Genomic DNA, 24,508 nt, shown 5'->3' with positions numbered 1-24,508 from the left:
GGAGAGTCCCAAACTGGCAGGGATGTCCCAAAGTGGAGGGGAACCAGGGGATCGACGCTGAGGCCTACCGGCCCAGCGCAACCAGCGGGCGGCCCGTGAGGGGGTGCTTGAGCATAACGGCGTGCACACCATAGACAGCGCGGATCAGCTCCGGTGTCAGCACGGACTCCGCCGGCCCGGACGCCGCCACCTGCCCATCCTTCAGCACGATCAGGTGAGAACACGACGCCGCCGCATGGTTGATGTCATGCAGGGCTGCGGCCACAGCGGTACCGTCCGCGGCCAGGTTCTCCAGCAGCTGCAGCGTTTCCAGCTGGGCGGAGATATCCAGGTGATTCGTGGGTTCATCCAGCAGCAGCACCGAGGGCTCCTGGGCCAGCGCCCGGGCCAGCTGCACCTTCTGCTGCTCCCCACCGGACAGCGATGAATAAGAGCGTTCTGCCAGATGAACGACGCCGGCAGCCGCCAGGGAGCGCTCCACCACCTCCAGGTCACGCCGGCTGTCCCCGGCCAGCAGACTGCGGTGCGGAGTACGGCCGAGCGCCGCGACCTCACGGACGGACTGGGCCGTGTCAGCCGGCAGGGACTGCTCCACCAGGGCGATGCTCCGCGCCCGTTCCCGCGCCCGGGTTTGCGAAAGCGGCCGGTCCCGGAACCGTACCGTTCCGCCGTCGGGTCCCAGCACACCGGCCAGCAGGTGCAGCAGGGTGGATTTGCCTGCACCGTTCGGGCCCAGCAGGCCGGTAAACGTCCCTGGTTCCAGGGTGCAGTCCACCCCGTCCACCAGTACCCGGCCGCCGCGGACCACCCGTACCCGGTCTGCAGAAAGGCCAGCACCCACGAGAGTGTCCGGCAGCGCGCTCATGCACCGCTCCGGCGTCGCAGGAGCAGCAGGATGAAGAACGGCGCCCCGATCAGCGCGGTCACAATCCCCACCGGTATCTCGCGTGGATCAAACACGGTCCGGGCGGCAGTATCGGCCAGCACCAGGAACAGTGCACCGGCAAGGGCGGACAGTGGAAGCAGCGTCCGGTTCGACGGGCCTGCCAGCATCCGGACGGCATGCGGCAAAACCAGACCTACAAAACCGATGGATCCGCTCACCGACACCATGGCACCGGTCAGCAGCGCGGTGGCACCCAGCAGCGTCCACCGCACGGCGGGAACGGGCACGCCCAGGGCTGAGGCTGCGGTGTCCCCGAAGGCAAAGGCGTCCAGGAGCCGGCCGCAGAACAGCAGCGGAATCCCGACGACGGCGAGGGCCGGAAGAGCGATCGCCGTACTGGACCAGGTGGCTCCGGCGAGGGAGCCCATCAGCCAGCCGAGCACTTCACGGTAGGAATCACCCTGCGCGGTCCAGAACACCACAAAAGACGCGGCTGCTGCGGCCAGCGAGGAGACAGCCAGTCCGGCCAGGACAGTGCGGGTGGGTGTGATGTTCCCCAGCGCCCCGGCAAGGGTGAGGGTGGCGGCCATCGCCAGCATGGCGCCGGCGAACGCCGCAACGGGAAGAACGACGGCGGCACCCAGCAGGAGCACGGTCACGGCACCCAGGCTGGCACCGGAGCTGAGGCCCAGCAGGTACGGGTCTGCCAGCGGGTTGCGGGTCAGCGCCTGGATCACTGCGCCGCTGACCGCCAGACCCGCACCGACAGCCGCAGCTGTCAGGATCCGCGGCAGCCGAAGCTCCCGTACGATCGCTTCCTGCAGCGGTGTCAGTGACCCGCTGCCCGGGGCCGTCAGCGCCAGCCACGCCTCCCGGAACCCCAGCCCTGCGGGTCCTACGGTCAGTGCCCAGAGACCTGCGGCGCCCCGCGCCGCGGCCAGGACAGCGGCCACAAGCCAGGGCCGGCGGGAGACGGGGCGGCGGACAGGAAGTCCGGTCTCCGGGGCCGCGGTCCGCGGAATGGCCCTGGTCTCAGTCAAGGGCAGCCAGCTGTTCAATCAGGGACCGGACGGTCTCCACGTTCCGCACTCCGGCTTCGGACGCGGCGAACGGCACCACCAGGTAGCGGCCTTCCTTCACGGCAGAGAGCTGAGAAATAACGGGGTGGGATTCCAGGACAGCCTTTTTCTTCTCCACGCTGCCCCAGGCAGAGTCGACCAGCACTATGACGTCCGGGGCGGCGTCGGCAACGGCCTCCCATGAGTACGGGCTCCAGCCGGCGTCGATGTCGGCGGCGATATTCACCAGACCGGCATTTTCCATCAGCAGTGCGGGTGCTCCGCTGCCGGCCCCCACATAGGGAGTGTCTGAGCCGGAGCTGTACCAGAGGGCGGTGTAGCCCTTGCCGGAAGGGGTGAGGTCGGCCAGCTCGGCGCGCTGCGCGGCGACCAGTTCCGCCGCTGCGTCCGGCGCCCCGAACACCCTCCCCGCCTCCTCAATCGAGGTGAAGACATTGTCGAATGTCAGCGGACCGGGCCGGTACCCGTCTTCCTGGCAGGCGGCGGGCGAAACGTAACTCGCGACTCCCAGCTCTGCGAGCTGGGCCCGTTCCCCCGCGCCGTCGGCGGAGAAATTGGATTCCCAGCCGGCGAACACCAGATCCGGAGCCGCTGCCAGGACTGCCTCGCGTGACGGGACTTTCTCGGCCAGGACCGGGGGAACCTGTGAGCCCGTCCAGGCTTCGGGCACCGGACCGTCAGAGAACGCGGTACCGACGATCTTCTCGCCCAGGCCCAAGGCCAGCAGCAGCTCGGTGGAAGTGGACTTGATGGTGACCACCCGCTCCGGCGGAGCTTCCAGGGAGAGAACGGTTCCGCAGTTATCCAGCTCCAGCGGAAAGCCGGAAGTGGACGCTGAAGCGGAGGCCCGCGGACCGTCGTTAGCGGGTCCTGCACCGGATTCTGCGCAGCCGGACAGCAAAAGCGCGGCACAGGCGGCTGCCGCTCCGGAGCGCAGGAACCGGCCTGAAACAGGAGAACGGAGAGTCATTGAACCTCGCAGGTGGAAGTGATTCGGGCAAGATTCCCGGAGCAGATTCTCGTCCCCGGGACGGGTGCAGCCTGGGCCCAAATCAAGGCCTGCTGATCCACGGCCAATCCGGCCGGAGATCTGTTGCCGCCGGCCGGGATGAAAGCGCACCGGCGGCGATTTCTACACTCTTGCAGAACTCGTCTTCGTAGCCAAGGATGGCGGGCACGGAGAACGGAGCTGCACCGCAGCTTTAATGCCTCCGAAACGCAGGAGAAATGTTTAGCCCAAAAGATGATCAAAAGCCCATGCGGTCTTTTGCGAAACAAGCGGCCCAGCCGCCGGAATGTGGAGGATGTTTTGACGATCGTTCGAACCGCACTGACCCAGACCACGTGGACCGGGGATGAAGAATCCATGGTTGCCAAGCATGAGGACTTTGTCCGCCGGGCAGCGGCGGAAGGTGCACAGGTTATCTGTTTCCAGGAACTCTTCCACGGGCCGTATTTCGGGATTGTCCAGGACAGCAAGTACTACGAGTACGCCCAGGCTGTGCCGGGACCGCTGACGGAACGGTTCTCCAAACTGGCAGCGGAGCACAATATGGTGATTATCCTTCCGGTCTACGAGGAAGAGCAGCCCGGCGTCTACTACAACACGGCTGCAGTAATCGACGCTGACGGAACGTATCTGGGCAAATACCGGAAGAACCACATTCCCCACGTGGAGAAGTTCTGGGAGAAGTTCTATTTCCGCCCGGGAAACCTCGGCTGGCCGGTATTCGACACCGCGGTGGGCAAAGTCGGGGTCACCATCTGCTACGACCGGCATTTCCCCGAAGGCTGGCGGGTCCTGGGATTAAACGGCGCCCAGCTGGTTTTCAATCCGAACGCTTCCAAGCCCGGGCTTTCGAACCGGCTGTGGGAGCTGGAGCAGCCCACAGCTGCAGCTGCCAACGGTTACTTCGTGGTGGTCCCCAACCGGGTGGGGGAGGAAACCAACGAGTTCGGTGAGGAGGCCGTGGACTTCTACGGCACCTCGTACGTCGCAGACCCGCAGGGCAACTACGTGGGTGAGGTAGGGGCACGCGACGGTGAGGAACTGATGATCCGCGACCTCGACCTGGAGCTGGTCCGCACCGCCCGGAACAACTGGCAGTTCTACCGGGACCGCCGTCCGGACGCCTACAACCCCATCACGGCACCGTAAGCCCGGACAGCAAAGAGGAAGGCAGGGAAACGCTTTATGGCAACAACACTCATCTCCGGTGGCACCGTCGTCACCGCCACCGGCCGCCGCGCGGCGGATGTCCTGGTGGACGGAGAGAAAATCGCCGCGGTCCTGGCACCCGGCTCCACACTGCTGGGACACGATCTGGCCGGCTCGGTGGACACCGTCCTGGACGCCACCGGCAAGTACGTGATTCCCGGCGGCATCGACGCACACACCCACATGCAAATGCCCTTCGGCGGCACCGAAGCCTCCGACACCTTCGAGACCGGCACCCGGGCCGCTGCCTGGGGCGGAACCACCACCATTGTGGACTTCGCTATCCAGCGTTACGGCGAACGGGTCATGGACGGCCTCGCCGCCTGGCATGAGAAGGCCGCCGGGCAGTGCGCCATCGACTACGGGTTCCACCAGATCATCGGCGACGTCAATGACGACTCGCTCAAGGCGATGGAAACCCTCCCGGACGAAGGGGTCTCCAGCTACAAGCTCTTTATGGCCTACCCGGGCGTCTTCTACAGCGATGACGCGCAGATCTACAAAGCCATGCGCGTCGGTGCCGAGACCGGGCTGATGACCATGATGCACGCCGAAAACGGCCCGGCAATTGATGCCATGGTGACCGAACTGCTGGCCCAGGGCAAAACCGATCCGTACTACCACGGCGTTGCACGCGCCTGGCAGATGGAGGAGGAAGCCACCCACCGGGCCATCATGCTCGCCAACCTCACCGGAGCTCCGCTCTACGTGGTCCATGTGTCAGCCAAACAGGCGGTGGAGCAGCTGGCCGCGGCGCGGGACAACGGGCAGAACGTCTTCGGCGAAACCTGCCCCCAGTATCTCTACCTTTCCCTCGAGGACCAGCTCGGCGCCGACGGGTTTGAAGGCGCCAAATGGGTCTGCTCCACGCCGCTGCGGTCCAAGCACGAACATCACCAGGACCACATGTGGCAGTCACTGCGCACCAATGACATCCAGATGGTGGCCACCGACCACTGCCCGTTCTGCATGAAGGGGCAGAAGGACATGGGGGTGGGGGATTTCTCGAAGATTCCCAACGGCATCGGCTCTGTGGAACACCGCATGGACCTGATGTACCAGGGCGTCGTGGACGGGAAGATCAGCCTCGAACGCTGGGTGGAAATCACCAGTACGACGCCGGCGCGGATGTTCGGCATGTACGGCACCAAGGGTGTGATCGCCCCGGGAGCTGACGCCGACGTCGTTATTTACGACCCGAACGGACACACCTCCATCGGTGTGGAGAAAACCCACCACATGAACATGGACTACTCGGCCTGGGAGGGCTACGAGATTGAAGGGCATGTGGACACGGTGATGTCCCGCGGCCGGGTGGTCGTCAACAACAACGAGTACCTGGGCAGCAAGGGCCACGGGCAGTACGTCCGCCGCGCAACCAGCCAGTACCTGGTCTAGGGGGAAACATGGAATTTGGAGCTGTTCTGCAGTGTGATCCTCCCGCCCAGCGGACGGTGGCACTGGCAAAGAAAGCCGAGGAGCACGGGTTCGACTACGTGTGGACCTTCGACTCGCACCTGCTCTGGCAGGAACCCTACGTGATCTACAGCCAGATCCTGGCCGAAACCCGGTCCATCAAGGTGGGGCCCATGGTCACCAATCCGGCCACCCGGGACTGGACAGTGACGGCGTCGACCTACGCCACGCTGAACCAGATGTACGGGAACCGGACGGTGTGCGGGATCGGCCGCGGGGATTCAGCGGTGCGGGTGACCAACGGTGCACCCACCACGCTGAAAACCCTTCGCCAGGCGGTCCACGTGATCCGGGAACTGGCCAATTCCCGTCCGGTTGAATACAACGGCGCCACCCTGCAGTTCCCGTGGAGCAAAGGCTCCGAACTGGAAGTCTGGGTGGCGGCCTACGGTCCTCTGGCGCTGAAACTGGCCGGTGAGGTCGGGGACGGTTTTATCCTGCAGCTGGCGGACGTGGACATCGCCGAATGGATGATCCGCACCGTCCGGCAGGCAGCCGCCGACGCCGGCCGGGACCCGGACAGCATTTCCTTCTGTGTGGCAGCACCCATGTACATCGGCACGGACCGGGAGCACATGCGCAACCAGTGCCGCTGGTTCGGCGGCATGGTGGGCAACCACGTGGCGGACATCGTGTCCAAATACGGGTCCGATTCCTCCGTTCCGCAGGCGCTGACCGATTACATTGCCGGACGCCAGGGCTACGACTACAACGAGCACGGGCGGGCGGGGAACACCCATGCCGACTTTGTGCCGGATGAAATCGTGGACCGGTTCTGCATCCTGGGCACCGCCGAAGAGCACATGGAGAAGCTCGAAAAGCTCAAGGCCCTGGGGGTGACCCAGTTCGCCGGTTACCTCCAGCATGACAACAAGGAGGAAACCCTCCGTGTCTACGGGGAGACGGTGATTCCTGCGCTGCGGGATCACGTGGCTGCGAAGGCATGAAAACGGACGTACGACGGCGGCGGCGCCCCTCCGCGATCGCGTGGGGGATCGGCGGGGTGCTGCTGCCCGTCCTGGCCTGGGAGGCCTACAAGGCCGTGGGCCCGGCGGAAGGAGTCCGGGTTGGCGGCCTGCCGCTGCTGCCCCGGACCACGGACCTGGCCATGCCGCATTCCTGGACCATGCTGGGCCGGCTGTTTGCTCCCGAATCCTCAGCCGCCGGTGCCGGTCCCATGTGGGTATCAGTGCTGCAGGCAGCCGGCTTCACCCTGGGCATTGCCGGGGCGGGCTGGCTCCTCGGGGTCGCGGTAGGACTGGGGCTTGCCATGGTGATGCAGCGGTTCCGCAGCGCGAACTCCGCGATGCTGCCGTGGATCATCCTGAGCCAGACGGTGCCCCTGATCGCGATCGCTCCGCTGGTCCGGCGGTGGGGGTCGCAGCTGGAGTTCGGTCCGTTCACCTGGGAGAACTGGATGTCCGTGGCCGTGATTTCCGCCTATCTGGCGTTCTTTCCGGTGGCGATCGGCGCCCTCCGCGGCTTCAGCGCTCCGGAGAAAGCGCACGTGGACCTTATGCACACCTACGCCCTGGGCTGGTGGCAGACCTTCCTTCGCCTCCGGCTTCCGGCCAGCGTGCCCTACCTGCTGCCGGCGCTGCGGCTCGCTGCCGCCAACGCGGTGGTGGGTGCCGTGGTGGCGGAGGTGTCGATCGGACTGCGCGGCGGCATTGGCCGCATGATCGTTGAATTCGCGGCGGCGGCCGGGGGAGACCCCGGCAAACCCTGGGCACCGATCTTCGGCGCCGTGGTACTGGGCCTGGCCGCGGTGGGATTCGTTGCTTTGATCGGCGTCGTACTGCGCCGTTACCGCAGAGGAGAGCAGGCAGCATGAACGGCAGCACGGATTCAAGGAGTACGACGCCGGAGGGTGGGGGAGCGGCGCAGGCTGCGGCGGTTCACGTGGCCGGCGTTCACCGCGTCTTCGGTACCGGGCGCAACCCCGTCCAGGCCCTTCGGGATGTCAGCCTGAGCGTCGCCGAAGGAGAGTTCGTTTCCCTGATCGGGCCCTCCGGCTGCGGCAAAAGCACGCTGATGAGACTGATCGCGGACCTGGATGCGCCCAGTTCCGGAACCATCAGCGTGTTTGGAAAAAGCGCGCGGCGGGCACGGCTGGACCAGGACTACGGCATTGCGTTCCAGCAGGCAGGCCTGCTGCCCTGGCGGACTGTGCGCGGGAACATCGAACTGCCCCTGCAGACCCACGGCGCTGCTCCGGCGGCCCGTCGGACACGAACCGATGAGCTGCTGGAAATGGTGGGACTCACCGAGTTCGGCGGGCACTACCCGGACCAGCTCTCCGGCGGCATGCAGCAGCGGGTCGCCATTGCCCGGTCCCTTGCCGAGTCCCCAAAGCTGCTGCTGATGGATGAGCCGTTCGGGGCGCTGGATGAGATGACACGGGAGCGAATGCAGAACGAACTGGTCCGCATCTGCGCCGAGACCGGCTGCGCCGTCGTGTTTGTCACGCATTCAATCCCGGAGGCAGTGTTCCTCTCGGACAGGGTGGTGGTGATGTCGCCGCGGCCGGGTGAAATCCGGGAGACCGTGGACATCACGCTGGGCTCAGCCCACGCCCGCGGTGCAGGACTGCGTGAGGAAGCCTCCTTCTACGAAGCCATCCGGTCAGTACGCGAGGCCCTGCACGGGACCGAGCCCGCAGCGGTCCGGGGAGCAGAAACCCGATGAGCGGGATCGTCCAGGATCCACCCGCGGCACCGGCAGCGCGGGTGCCGCCGGAAACCAGGGGAGCAGCCGGAATTGATCCGGGCCGTCTGTCCGGACTGGGCCGGCACATCGGAGCGCCGCTGCTGCTGGGGGCAGCGGCACTCCTGCTGTGGCAGGGTGCGGTTTGGGTGCTGCAGATTGAGCCGTTCATTGTCCCGGGGCCGCTGGCGATCGCGGAAGCTTTCGCCGGCAACTTCGCGAATGTGCTGGGTGCCGCCGTCGTCACCGGGGTGAACGCCGCCGTCGGACTGGTAGTGGGAGCCCTGCTGGGTGTCGCGGCCGCTGTGGCGTCAGCCGCCGCCCCCGCCCTGGACCGGCTGGCGGCACCGCTGGTGGTGGCGCTTTCGGTCATACCGATCGTGGCGCTGGCTCCGGTGCTCTACACAATGTTCGGCGCCGATCAGCAGGCTACCCGGCAGATCGTGGCGGGCATCGCCGTCTTCATCCCCGTCTACGTCAACTCGCTGCGCGGCTTCCGGCAGGTGAAGCCGGTGCACCGGGACCTGATGCGCTCCTACGCCGCCGGGAAGTGGCAGATTACCCGCAGCGTCACCCTGCCCAGCGCTGTGCCGTATATGTTCACCGGCCTGCGGATCGCGTCGTCGCTGGCCGTCGTCTCGGCGCTGATTGCCGAGTACTTTGGCGGGCCGGTCGGCGGGCTGGGTAAATCGGTGACCTCAGCGGCGTCGAGCAGCAACTACACGCTGGCCTGGGCCTACGTGCTTGGCGCCGTCCTGCTGGGGCTGCTGTTTTACGCGGTGACCGCTGCGCTGGAGAAGTACTTCTCCCGGCACACCGGCGGCTCCTGAAGGTCCGGCACCGTTCCATAGATGTTCCACCGCACCACTCCGTCCGCACTGAACGCCCGTATGAGGGGAAGCACATGAACATACGAAGAAAACCACTCACCATCCTGGCCTCCGGGCTGGCAGTCACCGCCCTCGCGCTGGCCGGCTGCGGCGGCGACTCCGGGGACGGATCCGCAGGGGATGACGAGCTCACCCCGGTGAAGCTGCAGCTTCAGTGGTTCGCGCAGGCCCAGTTCGCCGGTTACTACGCCGCGCTGGACCAGGGTTTCTTTGAGGAGGAGGGCCTCGACGTCGAAATCCTGGAAGGCGGAGCGGATATCGTGCCGCAGGATGTCCTGGCTTCAGGGGACGCCGACTACGCGATTTCGTGGGTGCCCAAGGTCCTCGGTTCGATCGAGCAGGGCGCTGCCATCACGAACGTGGCGCAGATCTTTGAACGCAGCGCGACCCTGCAGGTCGCGATGGCGGATTCGGGCATTGACGGTCCCGAGGATCTCGCCGGCAAAAAGGTTGGCTCCTGGGGCTACGGCAACGAATGGGAGCTGTTTGCCGGTATGCAGCAGGCCGGCGTGGAGATCAATGACATTGAACTGATTCAGCAGGCCTTTGACATGAACGGCTTCCTGGCCGGGGACATCGACGCCGCGCAGGCCATGACCTACAACGAATACGCCCAGGTGCTGGAGACGGAGAACCCGAACACGGGTGAGCTGTACCAGCCGGAGGACCTCACCGTCATCGACTGGAACGAAGAGGGAACCGCAATGCTTCAGGACGCCATTTGGGCGGACACGCAGCGCCTCGAGGATGACGAGGAGTACCAGGAAACCACGGTTGCCTTCATCAAGGCCGCCATCAAGGGCTGGGCGTATGCGAAGGACAACCCTGAGGAAGCGGCGGAGATCGTGACCGGGGCCGGGTCCACGCTGGGCAAGAGCCACCAGCTGTGGATGACCAATGAAACGTCCAAGCTGATCTGGCCGTCCACGAACGGCGTCGGCCTGATCGATGAGGCTGCGTGGGAACAGACGGTTGAGATCGCGCTGGGCACCAAGAACGAGACCGGTGCAACGATCATCAGTGAGGAGCCGCCGGCCACGGCCTGGACCAACGAGTACGTGGAGAAGGCGCTGGCCGAGCTGGAGGAAGAAGGCGTAGACACCAAGGGTGCGGACTTTGCGCCCATTGAGGTTGAGCTTCAGCCCGGAGGCAACTGAGCCGGTTTGAACCCGTGCCGGCCTGGCCGGCGCATCGCTGTTTGGCTTTACTGGGCGACGGCGGTGTGCCGGCCGGGCGTTTTTGTGGTGCAGTGCGGCTGGGCCAGCCGGGATATTCACCGGTCAAAAGCTGTAGCGTTTGGGCTACCCTCATCGCGAATCAATGCGGGCGGGGTATATGCGACTCCGGAGTCCTGCGACTGGCGCGGGGCGGTTCGGGGGAGTGGTGCTGCGGTGAGGGACCGGCTTACGCACTCAGGGATAGGCACCTTGCAGGCGCAGGTTTCTCTGCGACACGCTGGCCCCGGTGCGCCGAATACTCATGTCACATGAATATATTGCTCACATGACCAAAACTGAGATGCGTCAACCTACGTTCCTCATCCTGACCGCGCTAGCCAGAAGCCGTCACCATGGGTATTCCCTGCTGGCAGAAACCAAGAAGCTCTCCGGGGGGCGAGTGACGCTAAAGCCGGGGAGTCTTTATGCAACCTTGGACCGGCTTCAAGAAGAAGGCTTAGTGCAAGACGCCGGAGAGGAAATCGTCACAGGACGGTTGCGGCGCTACTACTCACTGACGGACGACGGGGTAACAGCCCTCAAACGAGAAGTAGATCGAATGGAAGCGGCGGCAGACTTGGCCCGTAAAAGCCTGCAGACGCGGATCACGGGGGCTTTGGCATGAATGAGATGACTGCATTGGAAAGGCAGTACCGGCGCGCGATTCGCGCTTATCCAGCGCGATGGAGGGCAGCGCATGGCGATGAACTGCTCGATGTCATGTTAGACGTCGCGGCCTCAGGCGGGAGAACAAAGCCTAGGTTTTCTGAAGTCGCGGACCTAGCCTGGCACGGAGTAGGGACGCGCGTGAATCAGGTTCTTTCGCTCATGCCACGTCATCGGAGAAACCACACCGCAGCCGTGGGCGTCATTAGTGGCACCACGCTCGCGTTGGTCATGATGGTCTTGGGAGAACTTGGAAGATGGTTCCGCTGGAATAGTTACGGCCTCACCGATCAGCCCTTCGGGCTGTTCACCACCTTTGCCGCCCCAGCGCTTGGGTGCACGCTCTTAGCGTTCCTCGCTTTGGCCGGTGGTCGTCAAACTTCTGCCAAGGTCCTCCATGCCGCAGCCGCCGGCGCCAGTCTTATCGGCTTTCTTGCCGTGACTTTGCTGGAACCCCTGGTTCCTGTTCATCCGATGGTGTTTTGTTTTTTTGGCGTCGCTAACCTGCTTGCCCTTTTGGGAAACCCCATCCGCACACTCGGGTTGCGTCGTCTCGTTTTGGTTGGTTCCCCGCTTCTCGGCGTCTTGTTGACGATCACTTGCTACCTTCAAGGTGGAGGGGCGCAGAGAACATTTTGGGGCGGTCCCTACATCATCAATGACTTTCGGCTGGCATTTTGGTTCTCGGAATTATTGATCGTGGCCGTCCTACTGGCCGTGGTCGGCACGAAAATCCGTCCTTGGGCATGCCTTATCCTTGTGCCGCTGACAGCCTTCCCTCTTTCCGGGATGTTCATTAGCCTCGGGGGAGACTCAACCGTGGGTCGAATCGGTATTTCACCGGAGGTCTTTTACATATTCTGTTCACTGGCAGGGCTGGTCAGCGCCTGGGCTTCATGGAGGAGACCAACGATTAGCTGGGCAGGAACCCGCCAACTGTGAATATCGGTAGCTGACGCACCGAAGCCGCACTGCTATTCGGGGCTGTCGCGCTCAGGGATCCCCTAACGGGCACCTCGCAAGAAGCCCTCCATGATGTAGCCGCCATTTTGCTCCAGCACTGCTTCAGCAATCCCGGCCAGCCTCTGAGTGTCATAGTCCGGTGAATCCGCCCAGGACAAAAGACCCAACGCGGCCTCGTCGGTGGGTAGCTGTTCTAGGCGCCGAACGATCCATTTGCCATTGCCCAGCCATTTCTGGTGCCCGAGCAACAGTAGTTCGGCGGATTGGCGGAACACATTTGACGCAATGGCGAACGTTTCAGAGCGCGAGTTGGAACCCAGAAGGTCGTCCAAAGAACAGCTGAGATCGTACCTACGGAGGTCCCGTTCGGCGTCAGTCAACGGCAGGGGGCCCTGCCGCATGTAATGGCGCGCATCCTCCTGCCATTGAATGCCGGGTCCGCGGTCGGTCAGCAATAGTCCCCGAGCACATATGTCTCCTAGGACAGCGCAACGAATTGACCGTTCCTTCTCATACCAGAAGGCCAAGCTCTTGGGGGTGTGAATGAAAGCTTCTACGATCCATCCTTGATGCCGGACGGTCTCCGCGTAGTTCGCTCCACCTCGATAGAGGATGGCGACGTCAAGATCCGATGTGGAAGTCACACATCCCGAGGCCACGCTGCCACCCAAGATTGATGCTTCCGCTCCGCCATGCATCTCCTCGACGTAAGAACGCGCAATCTTGATTGGATCCATTAGCTCATGATGCCCTACTGCTATAGGTGTTCATCGACATGGTGTGGGCAAAACTGCAGTGCAGTCTCCTCCACGCACTGTCCCGCAGAAGGATCCCTGAACGGGACGCCTACTCAGTGGAGCCCTCGATCGAACGTCCCACGCGGCGCGCCTTTCGCTTCGCCAGCCACTCGGCGCGGTACGCGTCCACCTCTGCTGCCTTCTTATTGCCGAAGTAGACACCAATTATTGGACCCAGGCCGGCGCTAAGGCCGAGTAAGGAGTATTGCCAGCCCTGGGTTAAACCCACCCCGACTCCGATAACGATCGAGAAGCCGAGGAAGTAAAGGAGTGACTTGCCGCTAACGGTTCTATTTTGTGCCATCCTGCGTCCTCCTCGACGCCGCTAACATTCATTACTGGTCCTGACCGAGTCCGTGCGGTCCGGGACAGTCACAGGACCGATATGCATCCGTGACACGGACTCTCCGTCACGGAAGCTATCACTCACAGCTCGGGATGTCCGGGGTCCTTTTCACGTTCGCGCCAATAGTCGTCTCGCTGCCGTCGTACGAACCATGCGACATAGACCACCGCGGCTATGGCGGCGATGCCCTGACAGATAGCGATGACCCATTCCCAACGCGATCGGAACTCTGCCGGCAGCCATCCTGGAATGAGAAATAGCGCCATGGCTGTCATCGCGCCTAACACTGCGGGCAACGGGGACGGACGACGCTGCACAGAAGTCATGGCTCACCCTATCCATTCCCCAGGTTTGGAGGTGAACATTTGAAACGATTCGCCTCGGTCCAACTCTCCAAACGGCACGGTTCCCGGTACGGGGCCCCAGGTTGAACGTCCCTGCCGCAGTGCCTGACGGAGCCGTAGTTGTCAGCTTGAGCGGGCCTCAAGTTCGGAGACACCGGGGCCAGCGAGCTCGGCACAGTAGGCGCTCCGGCCTGTCATCGCCATGATGAGCGCGACGGTACTACCACGGACGACGCTGCCTTCCCCGAGGCTGATGCCCGTGTCCACAGCCTCCAACCGCAGGCCACGAACCGGGCACGCACGACGCCCGCGAACCAACGGGGCCCCGACACCGCTCCGCTGACAGTCAGATGCGCGAGCACCTCGCGTACTGTCAAGCCAGCGCAGAGCGAAAGGAGTTGACCACTGCGCCTCGTCTACCTGCCCAAGCTGGTCCGCGAGAGCTTCCCGCTCGACGTCGATACTCTGCCAGACCATGTTCCGCTCCACACCGGCATCCTCCCACTCCAACGACCGGATGAGGATCCCTCAGCGTGCGCGATTCAGCAATGAGAAAGGTTGTCCAACTTCGCCCGTGGACGCTCGAGGACGGACCGGCAGCCCAAGGGGCAGGGCATGCCTGACAATGTGGATTGGCTCGTTCATTGATGAACAGGGCAACCGCAGGCTTGCTTTTCAGCAGGTTGATAACTTGAAGAAAACAACATGGCCACTGTCCGTTGAATGCTCCCTAGCTTGACGCAGGAGTGTGGCCGTCACCTACGGGTAGTAAACCGGACCTGGATCCGATGGAGTTCAGCGCGTGGAAGTACTGCGGTCACGACGCCGCCACCGGCGAGGCGGGCTCCGATGCCGTACACGAACGGGTCAGTGTCGACCTCTGCAGCGGGCATGTCGACTCCGTTGATGACGGTTCTCGCCTGGCCGTTGACCATGCGGCCGGTTATCACGGGTGCGTGCTGGTCCCAGGGTTTATCGCCGGGCCAAAGCTGCTGCCGGTACTGGTTCATCAGGATGTGGTTGATGTGGTCAGCCAGGAGGCTTTCAAGCGATGAGCGCGGCTCGCGGTGCCAAGTGGTCCGCACGGCCTCCCACAGCTGCGGATAGCGCATTCGCTCCACCTGCTCGATCAGCCAAGGGGGCCGGGGCCAGGGCGGAATTTCCTCGATCCCTCTGCGGGTCTCCTCGTCAAGGTCCGCGAGGTTAACCGGGTCTGAGCGATCATCCGGGTTTCGCCAGAGAGTGTAGGTAATGCTCGCTGTCATTTCGCTGTACCCACGATCATCCAGGCCGTAGTTCAGGCTGACGGAATCCGTGTCCTCCAGCGACGGCTGGGGAATCAGCCCCAGCACGGGAATAGGCATGAGCTTTAGGTTCTCGACGCATTCAGCACGGGGGTCGGGGACGTCTTCCGGGAGAATGCCAACCCATTCCATGCCTAGACTATGAATCAAACGAGGGTGCCTGTAAATGGAAAAGAGTTTAGGCCCCAAATGTCCCGCTGATGGATGGCGCGACGTCCCGCCCTGCACTGGAAGGCCTCCGCACATGCATTCGTCCTCTATCCCGCTTCCGCCGCGTCAGGTCGAGATCGGTGACGCGGCACAGCTGGCCGGCACCACTCCGGATGTCATCCATCGCTACTGCGAGCTGGGTCTGCTTCCTGAGCCCGAACGGGGCGGCGACGGCCATCGCCGATACGGCAATGCGGACATGATCCGGTTGCTGTGGATCCACAAAATGGTTGGCGCGGGCATCGCCGTCGACGACATCCGTGACATCTTCGCTGACGCTGCTCCTGCTGCCGTCGATAACGGCCGCCACGCCGCCGTCGTGCAGCGCATGCGCACAGTGGAGGGCCGGATGGCTCTGCTCTCCGAGTTCGTCACCGGCCGACTAAAAGGCCTGCCGGCGGGCTCCCTTCGCCAGACAGACCTGGAAAACCTGCTGGTCATCGAGCGGTTCTTTGGTCCGCTCGGTGCGGCCGTTAATGCCGGCCGCTATATCGCCCTGGCCACTCATCCGGGTCTGCGGGAGGAATCCGACCGCGTCGAGGCCGCCGAGGACGCACTCGATGACACAGTCGCCGTCGACGATCCCCGCGTGGCGCAAGCCGCTGCTGAACGGCATGCCTTCGAACTGAAACTCGACGCCGCCATCAACGATTCCGGTCTGGCGCAGAGCGACAACGAGCTTTTTGACTCCTGGGATGCTGTGCATCCCGCTGGCGCAGAAAATGAGGACGACGCCGGCAGCGGGGGAGAGCGGATAAGCCTCATCGACGCCGTCGGAATGATGCCCTACAACTACTCCCCGGCGCGTCTGCGGTGCATGGAACTGACCGGAGAACTTGCTGCCAGCGAGTTGCCTGCTTCCTAGCAAGGATCACTCGGGACGCGGTCCCGGTCACCCGGCGACGTCGGCGAGGATATAGCGAGCACTGAGACGCGTTTTCCCTCGGCTTGTCATCGCAGGACTGAGGCTTCCCTGACGGTGGGAGCGTCATCCGTGTTCCAGCTGAAGAGCGTCAGATGCCAGAGATGCGGCTGCTTGCGTGAAGGATCAATCAGTCCCCGGGCACCAAAGCTCTCCAGCACCTCGCGGACCTTCCACGAGGAGGGGGAACCTCCGGCGGCAACAAGTCCCTGCCAGTCCGCTGCAGCGTCTGCGGGATCAACGCCCATTCTTGCTAAGGCCTGATGATCACGAAGGTCGACGATCCGCTCAGCTTCAACTTCGTACTGCAGCACTTCGAGCTGGGGAGCCCTATGGTCCGTATGGGCGATCATGGCCACAGCGACCCCTTCGCGCGAGGAGCTGAGGTAAAGCGTGGGTGTATCCGGCGGTGAATACCGGCCCGGAGATCTGGAACCCTCCAGAGCGGCGCTGCGGTAGGCGGGATCGACGGCCCGAAAGAAGGAACCGGTCACCTTGCACATCAAATTGCCGTTTCGGCTCACTTTCGGTTCATCGCCCTGCACTTTACGGCCCCCGAGTACCTGGAAGTTCAACTTGGACTGCCAGCATGCCATGGCCGCGGGCTAAACGGATCTCTGGACACAGCTCCCCCTGGGATGCGGGTGGGTGAGCCCCGTCATTGGCGCGTACTTTGTAGGCATGCCGATCAACTTTGAGGTCCGACGCGCAGAATCTGCGGATGCGCGGGACATGGCGAGAGTCCATGTGGAGACCTGGCGCGAGACCTACCGTGGGCTGATGAGCGACGCCGTGCTGGACGATCCTGCGCTCCTGGACTGGCGCGAAGGATTCTGGGATACGGCCCTCAAGCACCCAAGATACGAGCAGAACACCGTTGCCGTCGCGTCGCATGAAGACACAATAATTGGCATTGCAATGTCAGGACCTGCCCCTAACGGAGCCCACGAGCCAACGCAGTTGTATGTTCTCTACGTCTATGCGGCATTCCATGGTTCGGGAGTGGGGACGGCGCTCCTGGCATCAGTTATTGAACCCACCACACCTGCTGCGCTCTGGGTCGCCGACCCTAATCCCCGCGCACAGGCCTTTTACCGAAAGAACGGCTTCGTTCCGGACGGGTCGGTGAAAATCGAGGATGATCTGCGGGAAATTCGCATGGTCCGGACAACCGGCACCGGGACTATTCCCGACAACGGCTCCGAGATTTACCTGCCCTCGTAAGCAATTTTTACCTTGTACTCGACAGAGGGGTCATTTGTTGTGACCTCAATTGTGTCTTGCCCGGGTGACAGATCATGAGGCGTAGTGCTTGTTGTCTCCGCACTGCCATCGTTGCAGACCGTTTGCGCGCCGTCCGGCAGGGAAAGTGTTCCGGGGCTGATGCACGTGAGGCTTACCCAGACCCGTGTGACTTCCCCGGACTTCGTGTCCAGAGCAATGGACTGCGTACCTGTGTATGTTCCCTCGACGGGAGGCCGGGTTGTTCCTGGACTTTGATCGGTTGAAGCCGATGGGGCGGACGCGCCTTCCGGCTCACCTTGCCCTGCGCACCCCGTCAGTACGAAACCCGCTATAAGTACGGCCGCTGCCTTGCGTGGTGAAATTATGCATTTCATCTATTCGACGCTATCAAATGGCGTTTGGCTCGATTCAAGTGCTTGCACCAAGCTCGAAGAGAATAGTAAAAATCCCTGCCGGGGCTGGTGGGCCAAACGGGATTGGGTTAGCCTCCGCCGAGACGACCTGCAGGCCAATTATCGTCCACCATATAACCGCCGAGATCATCCGCCACTTTCTCCACGTTGACCTGGATTGCCGAAGGTGAAGCACCGACGGCGACGTCGGTAATGTCAGCCACCGTCCAGTTGCTGCCGGCCGCCACATCGAGCTGGATGCCTCCGTGCGATTCGGGGGAGAACATTCTCAAGGCGGTCTCCGCCGTTTCCTCATCCCCGAACCAGGCGACCATAACGGTGGATGTGCACATCTTCGATTCGCCGAGGACGTCCCCGGGAGGAACAAGCATGTCGGGGCCGGCAGGTGCATCCGGATCACAGCCGGCGGACTCGTTGACGGCCTCATACAGAGCATCCATGGATTCGAATTCCGACGCGCCGGTCGCCGGTTCATCCGTCGGAACGGCCGACCCACACCCGGCAAGCAATGCGGCAGCGGCCGCTGCGGAGAGCACCGCCGTCGTTCTGGCTGTCTTCAAAGTGGACCCCCATAGTCTCCGTGTACCCGCACTGTAGCGTCCGCTCCTTGGTTGGCGGTCGAATGCAACACAGTAGTCAAAGACCCTTTACGTATAGGTTGCTTGACAGTACAGTTACCTTGACATGACCCGGAGAAAGGCGAACTCGTGACCGTGAAGAATGCTCAAAACAAATGGGGCCGTGCGCGGTTTGGCGGAAGCAGCGCTGAGCTGCTGGCCGCCTCACTCGCCATCGCAGTGCTGGTGTCGGCCGCACTCGGCTGGCTGTTTATGGTGCTGCGGAACGGGGACCGGCCGCTGCTCGCCTTCGGCATCATGGCAGCCTTCACTCTGCCCGTAACCGCCGCCCTCGCCTGGGCGGTGCTGGTTGACCGCTCGACCATCACCGGTGCTCTCGAGAAGCCCGAAGACTCCGTTGAGTCGGTCTGGTACGAAAAAGCGGCCAGCGGAGCATTCACGGACATTCTCCTGGTGGGGGGACTGGGGTGCACGGCCCTCACGTTCCTGGGAACCGAGGGGACTGCAGGTCTGGTCCTCGGAGGCGTCGTGGCCTTCGCGATGCTGGACTTCGGCGTGCGCTACCTGTGGCAAAAGAAAACCGCGGCCTGATGGAAAACTCGCTGACCCTCCGCCGTTCAGAGCGCGGCTGGTCCCAGCAGCACCTGGCCGACGAACTGGGAGTCTCCCGGCAGACCATCATCTCCATTGAAAAAGGCCGCTACGATCCATCACTGCCGCTGGCTTTCCGGCTGGCCGCCGTTTTCCACTGCCGCATCGAAGACCTGTTCACCCCTGAGCAGGCCTCCGGCGACTGACCTGCCGTATCTCCCGAAAGGTACTCCGATGACTGCGCCGATGCTGCCCTCCCGCCTGCCGATAGCCGCAGCGCCCATGGCCGGGGGGCCAACGACGACGGCGCTGGCCGCCGCCGTCGCCGAAGCCGGCGGATTTCCGTTCCTGGCCGGCGGCTACAAAACGCCGGAAGCCCTCTCCGCAGAAATCAGCGTGATGCGCGCCGCCGGGCTGCCCTTCGGTGTGAACCTTTTTGTTCCCGCCCCTGAAACCGTCGACGCAGCCGCCTTCCGCGCCTATGCCCGGCAGCTGCAGCCGGAAGCGGAGCGCTACGGGCTGACACTCAGCGAACAGCCCATGAACGATGACGACTCCTGGGGGCAAAAGCTTGCGCTGCTAATCCAGGATCCGGTCGACGTCGTTTCGCTGACCTTTGGACTGCCGGAGCCGTCGGACATCGTCGCGCTGCACGCTTCCGGAACCAAAGTCCTCGCCTCGGTAACCACTCCCGCGGAAGCACGCCAGGCGCAGGCTGCCGGCGTCGACGGTCTGGTGGTCCAGGGGTCGCAGGCCGGGGGACACAGTGCCACTTTCGACCCGAACCGCCGGATTGATCCCGTGTCGACTGCGGACCTGGTCAAAGCCGTGCGGGCAGCAGCCGGCCTCCCGATCATTGCCGCCGGCGGGGTCGATAGCCCGGCAGCAGTGCAGGCCCTCCTGGCAGCCGGTGCCGAGGCCGTCGCTGTGGGGACCCTGCTGCTGCTCGCCGACGAAGCCGGAACCTCGCCAACCCACCGGGCTGCACTGACCGGCGGTAAGTTCTCCGAGACTGTGCTGACCCGTGCGTTCACCGGGCGGCCGGCGCGGGCGCTGCGCAATGGATTCGCCGTCCGGCACGGTGCCCATGCACCTGCCGCCTATCCCGCCGTCCATCACCTCACCCGGGAGCTGCGCCAGGCCGCCGGAAAAGCGGGCGACGCCGATACCCTCCATCTGTGGGCCGGAACTGGCTGGCGTAACGCACCCAGGCTTCCGGCAGCAGAGATCATCGAGTGGCTGTCGGGGACGGAAAACGCCGTTCAGTAGCCAATCTCACGCGGCAGCAGAGCCGTTCCGGAACGCTCGAAGCTCTTCGGGCATCCTAGGCTGGAAGCAAGGACGCGGCACGCCGCGGCCGCCCGAAACTTTTGAGAGGACCGTCTTGAGCAAGCTGCCCTGCGCCGAACTCCACCTGCACATTGAAGGAACCCTGGAGCCGGAGCTGATCTTTGAACTGGCTGCCCGCAACGGCATCGAGCTGCCCTACGCAGACCTGGACGAGCTTCGTGCCCGCTACGAGTTCACGGATCTGCAGTCCTTCCTCGACCTCTACTACGCCAACATGGACGTGCTGCGTGCCGAAGCCGACTTCGCTGACATGACCCGGGCCTACCTGACCCGGGCGGCGGCCGCCGGTGTGCGTCACGTTGAAATGATGGTGGATCCCCAGGCCCACCTGGCCCGCGGCGTCGCACTTGAAACCTGCATCGGGGGAGTGGCGTCCGTGCTGGAGACCTCTGAGGCGGAGTTCGGCATCTCCACCGGGCTGATCGCGGCGTTCCTACGCGACCGTCCGCAGGAAGAAGCGTCCCGGGTCCTCGCCGACCTGCTGGCCATGGACGCGCCCATCATCGGCATCGGCCTGGACTCCGCAGAGCTCGGGAATCCGCCGGAGGACTTTGTGCCGCTCTACGAGCAGGCCCGCGCGGCCGGCCTGAAGCTGGTGGCCCACGCAGGGGAAGAAGGCCCCTCTCACTACATCGAGCAGGCCCTGGACCTGCTGCTGGTGGACCGGATCGACCACGGTATCCGCTGCATGGATGACCCGGAGCTGGTGGCGCGGCTGGAACGCGAGCAGGTTCCGCTGACCATCTGCCCGCTGTCCAACGTCCGGCTGCAGGCCGTTGACTCCCTGGAGAGCCACCCGCTGCCGCTGCTGCTGGAACAGGGCCTGAACGTTTCGGTGAACTCCGACGACCCGGCGTACTTCGGCGGCTACGTGGATGACAATTTCGCCGTCCTCCGCAAGACCTTCGATCTCAATCCCGCCCAGCTTGCTCGGCTCGCCGAGAACTCAATTACGGCGTCGTTCGCTTCTGCTGAGCGCAAGGCTGAGCTGCTCGCGGAGATCGAGGCCTGGCTCCTGGTGGAGGGAATCGACTAAGTACCCGGATTTCCCGGCCGGCCCGCGCGGCCGGTATCGCCCCGCCCCCGGCGGAACGTCAGCCGCACCACGGCACCGGCCACAACCGCCATCAGCCCCAGCGAAATATCCAGCAGCGGAAGAGACAGCGCCAGCAGCAGGGCGCCGGCGATACCCAGCACATTGAGCACCCGCGGCGTATACCAGCGCCGTTTTCGCAGTGTAAACGCGATGACCGCGGTGCCGCCGGCGTACAGCAGCCCGGTGAAGGCAGCAACGCCCAGCAGTGTGGTCAGCGGGAACGCCAGCATCAGGGTGATGACGAGAACGGCGCCGGCCGACACGCCGACCCATGGGGTTTCAGGCCGGCCGCGCAGCAGTGCACGCCTCCTGGCAAAGACCGACGGCAGTTCACCTTCTGCAGCCATGGCAGCACCGATCCGGGCGCAGCCGGCGTTCAGTGCAGAGAGCGCCCCCAGGCCCGCCGCGGCTGCAGCAATCAGGACAACGCCGGTACCCACCCCTCCGCTGAGGTCTGCCACCGGCACCACCATGGGAGCGGTTTCGGCAGCGAGGCTTGCCGGGCCAAAGAAGCTCAGCAGCGACTGGCCCAGCACCAGGTACAGGCCCAGCACGACGGCGATGGCCGCCGGCAGTGCCAGTGGAATGTTGCGTGCGGGGGAGCGGACGTGCGGTCCGAGCGAGGCCAGGTACCCGTAGCCGATGAAGGCAAAGTAGAGCAGTGCCGAGGATTCAAGGATCCCGGCGAAACCGGGCTCGGGCAGGGTCGCTAGCTTGGGGTTGTCCACGGGAAGGTCGGAGTTGAACGCCACCACAGCAACAAACGCAAGCACCGCAATAACGAAGGCAACGATGAAGCGGGACACCCAGTCACTGCGGGTTGCTCCGAACAGGTTGAGCACCGCGGTCAGTGCGACAGCCGCAACGGCCACCGCCACCGCGTAGTCCGGTGCCAGATAGGTGCCCAGCATCAATGCCGCCACCGCCGACGCCGCCAGCCGGGAACACAGGAAGATCCAGCCGGTAACGAACGCCGCCGTGGGACCCAGGATCACCCGCGCAGCCCGGGTGCCGCCGTCGTCGTAGTTGGCCTGGCCTTCGTTCAGCGCGGAACTGATCTGGTAAATCGCCACCGAGCAGGCGTAGGCAACGACGGCGGCAATCAGCAGCGGGATGGCGAGCGGGCCGCCGTCGGCGCTTACCGCAGCGGGGAAGACAATAAACACGCCCGCGCCGACGATTGAACCGATGCCGGCAGTGGTCGCGTCGAACCCGCCCAGCGGGCGTGCAGTGGCGGCATTGCCGGACAAACGGGCCTCCAATCGGTCAGCCCTTGGCCGGGAAGCGCGGGGAACACCGGTAAACTCAAAGAAGATCTCTACTCACAATGGGCGGAAACAGGTGGTTTCCGCAACCAATCGAAGTTGAAAGGACTGCTGTGCTGCGCACACATGCCCTTGGTTCCCTGAGGGCCGAGCATATTGGACAGACTGTCACCCTGGCCGGCTGGGTTGCCCGCCGCCGGGACCACGGAGGCGTTGCCTTCCTCGACCTGCGTGATGCCTCCGGCGTTGCCCAGGTTGTTGTCCGCGAAGAGGACGTCTTCCACGGCCTGCGCAATGAGTACGTCCTGCAGATCACCGGCAAGGTCGAGCGCCGCCCCGAAGGCAACGAGAACCCCGCCCTGGCCACCGGCGAAGTTGAGGTCATTGCCGACGACGTCGTCATCCTCAACACCTCCGATCCGCTGCCGTTCCAGATCGACGAGCACGTTGAGGTCGGCGAGGAAGCCCGCCTGAAGCACCGCTACCTGGACCTTCGCCGTCCGGCCCCCGCCGCCGCCATGCGCCTGCGCTCCGAAGCCAACCGTGTGGCACGCGAACTGCTCCACGACGAGGGCTTCGTTGAAATCGAAACCCCGACCCTGACGCGTTCCACACCCGAAGGCGCCCGCGACTTTGTGGTCCCGGCACGCCTGGCACCCGGTTCCTGGTACGCGCTGCCGCAGTCCCCGCAGCTGTTCAAGCAGCTGCTTCAGGTGGGCGGCTTCGAGAAGTACTACCAGATTGCCCGCTGCTACCGCGACGAAGACTTCCGCGCCGACCGCCAGCCGGAGTTCACCCAGCTGGACATCGAAGCGAGCTTCGTTGAAGAAGACGACATCATTGCCCTCGGCGAGCAGATCGTAAAGGCACTCTGGAAGCTGATCGGCGTCGAGATCCAGACTCCGATCGCCCGGATGACCTACGCCGATGCCATGGCCCGCTACGGTTCGGACAAGCCGGACCTGCGCTTCGGACTGGAACTGACCGAGCTCACGGAGTTCTTCAAGGACACCACGTTCCGCGTCTTCCAGGCACCGTACGTCGGCGCAGTCGTCATGCCCGGCGGCGCCTCGCAGGCCCGCCGCACCCTCGATGCCTGGCAGGAATGGGCCAAGCAGCGCGGTGCCAAGGGCCTTGCCTACGTGCTGGTTCAGGAAGACGGTTCCCTCACGGGTCCGGTCGCCAAGAACCTCACCGACTTCGAGCGCGAAAACCTGGCCGAGAAGGTCGGCGCCAAGCCCGGCGACTGCATCTTCTTCGCCGCGGGCCAGACCAACGAGGCCCGTGCCCTGCTCGGCGCAGCCCGCGTTGAAATCGGCCACCGCACCGGCCTGATCGATCCGAAGGACTGGGCGTTCGTCTGGATCGTCGACGCCCCGATGTTCGAACCCGCAGCCGCGGCAGTGGCAGCAGGCGACGTCGCCGCCGGTGAAGGCGAGTGGACCGCAGTGCACCACGCGTTCACCTCCCCGAAGCCGGAGTTCCTGGACACCTTCGACACCGATCCCGGCTCCGCCCTGGCCTACGCGTACGACATCGTCTGCAACGGCAACGAAATCGGCGGCGGTTCCATCCGTATCCACCGCCGTGACGTGCAGGAGCGCGTCTTCAAGGTCATGGGCATCTCCGAGGAGACCGCCCAGGAGCAGTTCGGCTTCCTGCTTGAAGGTTTCAAGTACGGCGCCCCGCCGCACGGCGGCATTGCCTTCGGCTGGGACCGCGTGGTGGCCCTGCTGGCCGGCGCCGACTCGATCCGCGACGTCATCGCCTTCCCGAAGTCCGGCGGCGGCTACGACCCGCTGACCTCCGCTCCGGCTCCGATCAGCGCCCAGCAGCGCAAGGAAGCCGGCGTGGACTTCAAGCCGGAGAAGAAGCAGGACAAGCCGGCTGAGACTCCCGCGTCCTAGCGCATCAAGCTGAATGGACCCGGCCGCCATGTTGGCGGC

At 64.1% G+C, this 24,508-nt stretch carries 25 protein-coding genes; 16 read left to right on the top strand and 9 right to left on the bottom strand.

Annotation, left to right across the window (positions count from 1 at the left end):
• Positions 1-64: 64 nt before the first annotated feature.
• The 3 genes from TVC13_RS02370 to TVC13_RS02360 are packed head-to-tail and all read right to left on the bottom strand — an operon-like array spanning position 65 to position 2,935.
• Entirely contained in the window at positions 65-865 is an 801-nt protein-coding gene (locus TVC13_RS02370) for an ABC transporter ATP-binding protein (RefSeq protein ID WP_422399644.1), read from the bottom strand.
• Positions 862-1,926 (bottom strand): putative F420-0 ABC transporter permease subunit, encoded by a 1,065-nt coding sequence (locus tag TVC13_RS02365; RefSeq protein WP_422399643.1) that lies wholly within the window; start codon positions 1,924-1,926, stop codon positions 862-864. The genes TVC13_RS02370 and TVC13_RS02365 overlap by 4 nt, the downstream gene beginning before the upstream one ends.
• Positions 1,919-2,935, bottom strand: a complete 1,017-nt coding sequence (locus TVC13_RS02360; RefSeq protein ID WP_422399642.1) for a putative F420-0 ABC transporter substrate-binding protein — start codon at positions 2,933-2,935, stop codon at positions 1,919-1,921. Before TVC13_RS02360 ends, TVC13_RS02365 begins: the two co-directional genes overlap by 8 nt.
• Before the next feature lie 339 nt (positions 2,936-3,274).
• Between TVC13_RS02360 and TVC13_RS02355 the strand changes: the two genes are divergently transcribed.
• From TVC13_RS02355 to TVC13_RS02315, 9 genes are all read left to right on the top strand, one after another.
• Positions 3,275-4,123: a nitrilase-related carbon-nitrogen hydrolase gene (locus TVC13_RS02355; RefSeq protein WP_325788858.1), complete on the top strand. Its 849-nt coding sequence runs from the start codon at positions 3,275-3,277 to the stop codon at positions 4,121-4,123.
• A gap of 36 nt (positions 4,124-4,159) precedes the next feature.
• On the top strand, positions 4,160-5,581 hold the full coding sequence (gene hydA / locus TVC13_RS02350; RefSeq protein WP_422399641.1) for a dihydropyrimidinase: 1,422 nt from the start codon (positions 4,160-4,162) through the stop codon (positions 5,579-5,581).
• Between the two features lie 8 nt (positions 5,582-5,589).
• The gene (locus TVC13_RS02345) at positions 5,590-6,606 is read left to right on the top strand and encodes a TIGR03842 family LLM class F420-dependent oxidoreductase (protein WP_422399640.1); all 1,017 of its coding nucleotides are present in this window, start codon (positions 5,590-5,592) and stop codon (positions 6,604-6,606) included.
• Positions 6,603-7,493, top strand: coding sequence for an ABC transporter permease (locus tag TVC13_RS02340; RefSeq protein ID WP_422399639.1), 891 nt, complete (start codon positions 6,603-6,605; stop codon positions 7,491-7,493). The genes TVC13_RS02345 and TVC13_RS02340 overlap by 4 nt, the downstream gene beginning before the upstream one ends.
• Positions 7,490-8,347, top strand: coding sequence for an ABC transporter ATP-binding protein (locus TVC13_RS02335; protein WP_422399638.1), 858 nt, complete (start codon positions 7,490-7,492; stop codon positions 8,345-8,347). The genes TVC13_RS02340 and TVC13_RS02335 overlap by 4 nt, the downstream gene beginning before the upstream one ends.
• Positions 8,344-9,195 (top strand): ABC transporter permease, encoded by an 852-nt coding sequence (locus tag TVC13_RS02330; protein WP_422399637.1) that lies wholly within the window; start codon positions 8,344-8,346, stop codon positions 9,193-9,195. The genes TVC13_RS02335 and TVC13_RS02330 overlap by 4 nt, the downstream gene beginning before the upstream one ends.
• A gap of 74 nt (positions 9,196-9,269) precedes the next feature.
• The gene (locus TVC13_RS02325) at positions 9,270-10,412 is read left to right on the top strand and encodes an ABC transporter substrate-binding protein (protein WP_422399636.1); all 1,143 of its coding nucleotides are present in this window, start codon (positions 9,270-9,272) and stop codon (positions 10,410-10,412) included.
• 346 nt (positions 10,413-10,758) lie between these two features.
• Positions 10,759-11,097 (top strand): PadR family transcriptional regulator, encoded by a 339-nt coding sequence (locus tag TVC13_RS02320; RefSeq protein ID WP_422399635.1) that lies wholly within the window; start codon positions 10,759-10,761, stop codon positions 11,095-11,097.
• A gap of 182 nt (positions 11,098-11,279) precedes the next feature.
• Positions 11,280-12,080 (top strand): hypothetical protein, encoded by an 801-nt coding sequence (locus TVC13_RS02315; RefSeq protein WP_422399634.1) that lies wholly within the window; start codon positions 11,280-11,282, stop codon positions 12,078-12,080.
• Positions 12,081-12,142: 62 nt separating this feature from the next.
• Here TVC13_RS02315 and TVC13_RS02310 read toward each other — a convergent pair whose 3' ends face one another.
• The 3 genes from TVC13_RS02310 to TVC13_RS02300 form a co-directional block, all read right to left on the bottom strand.
• The gene (locus TVC13_RS02310) at positions 12,143-12,838 is read right to left on the bottom strand and encodes a nucleotidyltransferase domain-containing protein (protein WP_422399633.1); all 696 of its coding nucleotides are present in this window, start codon (positions 12,836-12,838) and stop codon (positions 12,143-12,145) included.
• Positions 12,839-13,324: 486 nt separating this feature from the next.
• Positions 13,325-13,570: a hypothetical protein gene (locus TVC13_RS02305; protein WP_422399632.1), complete on the bottom strand. Its 246-nt coding sequence runs from the start codon at positions 13,568-13,570 to the stop codon at positions 13,325-13,327.
• A 773-nt stretch (positions 13,571-14,343) separates the two neighbouring features.
• Positions 14,344-15,024: a hypothetical protein gene (locus TVC13_RS02300; RefSeq protein ID WP_422399631.1), complete on the bottom strand. Its 681-nt coding sequence runs from the start codon at positions 15,022-15,024 to the stop codon at positions 14,344-14,346.
• Between the two features lie 112 nt (positions 15,025-15,136).
• Between TVC13_RS02300 and TVC13_RS02295 the strand changes: the two genes are divergently transcribed.
• Positions 15,137-15,967 carry a MerR family transcriptional regulator gene (locus tag TVC13_RS02295; protein WP_422399630.1) on the top strand — a complete coding sequence of 277 codons (831 nt, stop codon included), beginning with the start codon at positions 15,137-15,139 and terminating at the stop codon, positions 15,965-15,967.
• A gap of 86 nt (positions 15,968-16,053) precedes the next feature.
• Here the strand turns inward: TVC13_RS02295 and TVC13_RS02290 are convergent, their stop codons facing one another.
• On the bottom strand, positions 16,054-16,527 hold the full coding sequence (locus TVC13_RS02290) for an RES domain-containing protein (protein ID WP_422399629.1): 474 nt from the start codon (positions 16,525-16,527) through the stop codon (positions 16,054-16,056).
• A 145-nt stretch (positions 16,528-16,672) separates the two neighbouring features.
• On the opposite strand from TVC13_RS02290, the gene TVC13_RS02285 reads away from it, so the two are divergent.
• Positions 16,673-17,248, top strand: a complete 576-nt coding sequence (locus TVC13_RS02285; RefSeq protein ID WP_422399628.1) for a GNAT family N-acetyltransferase — start codon at positions 16,673-16,675, stop codon at positions 17,246-17,248.
• Between the two features lie 502 nt (positions 17,249-17,750).
• On the opposite strand, the gene TVC13_RS02280 is transcribed toward TVC13_RS02285, so the two are convergent.
• Positions 17,751-18,242, bottom strand: coding sequence for a hypothetical protein (locus tag TVC13_RS02280; protein WP_422399627.1), 492 nt, complete (start codon positions 18,240-18,242; stop codon positions 17,751-17,753).
• A gap of 147 nt (positions 18,243-18,389) precedes the next feature.
• On the opposite strand from TVC13_RS02280, the gene TVC13_RS02275 reads away from it, so the two are divergent.
• The 4 genes from TVC13_RS02275 to TVC13_RS02260 all read left to right on the top strand — a co-directional run bounded on the left by TVC13_RS02275 (position 18,390) and on the right by TVC13_RS02260 (position 21,237).
• Positions 18,390-18,851: a hypothetical protein gene (locus tag TVC13_RS02275; RefSeq protein ID WP_422399626.1), complete on the top strand. Its 462-nt coding sequence runs from the start codon at positions 18,390-18,392 to the stop codon at positions 18,849-18,851.
• Complete coding sequence (locus tag TVC13_RS02270; protein ID WP_422399625.1) at positions 18,851-19,057, top strand: helix-turn-helix transcriptional regulator; 207 nt, start codon at positions 18,851-18,853, stop codon at positions 19,055-19,057. The genes TVC13_RS02275 and TVC13_RS02270 overlap by 1 nt, the downstream gene beginning before the upstream one ends.
• A gap of 28 nt (positions 19,058-19,085) precedes the next feature.
• Positions 19,086-20,120: a nitronate monooxygenase gene (locus TVC13_RS02265; protein ID WP_422399624.1), complete on the top strand. Its 1,035-nt coding sequence runs from the start codon at positions 19,086-19,088 to the stop codon at positions 20,118-20,120.
• 115 nt (positions 20,121-20,235) lie between these two features.
• Complete coding sequence (locus tag TVC13_RS02260; RefSeq protein ID WP_422399623.1) at positions 20,236-21,237, top strand: adenosine deaminase; 1,002 nt, start codon at positions 20,236-20,238, stop codon at positions 21,235-21,237.
• Here the strand turns inward: TVC13_RS02260 and TVC13_RS02255 are convergent.
• Positions 21,234-22,547 carry an APC family permease gene (locus TVC13_RS02255; protein WP_422399622.1) on the bottom strand — a complete coding sequence of 438 codons (1,314 nt, stop codon included), beginning with the start codon at positions 22,545-22,547 and terminating at the stop codon, positions 21,234-21,236. The two genes, TVC13_RS02260 and TVC13_RS02255, sit on opposite strands and share 4 nt — an antisense overlap.
• Before the next feature lie 128 nt (positions 22,548-22,675).
• Here TVC13_RS02255 and aspS point away from each other — a divergent pair, with 128 nt between their 5' ends.
• Positions 22,676-24,469 (top strand): aspartate--tRNA ligase, encoded by a 1,794-nt coding sequence (gene aspS / locus TVC13_RS02250; RefSeq protein WP_325788890.1) that lies wholly within the window; start codon positions 22,676-22,678, stop codon positions 24,467-24,469.
• The last annotated feature ends 39 nt before the right edge of the window (positions 24,470-24,508 follow it).

The organism is Arthrobacter sp. 3Tela_A, assembly GCF_049311025.1.
Taxonomy (GTDB): Bacteria; Actinomycetota; Actinomycetes; order Actinomycetales; family Micrococcaceae; genus Arthrobacter_B.
Note: the sequence above shows the minus strand (reverse complement) of the source record. Positions and strands in the feature narration are given on the sequence as shown.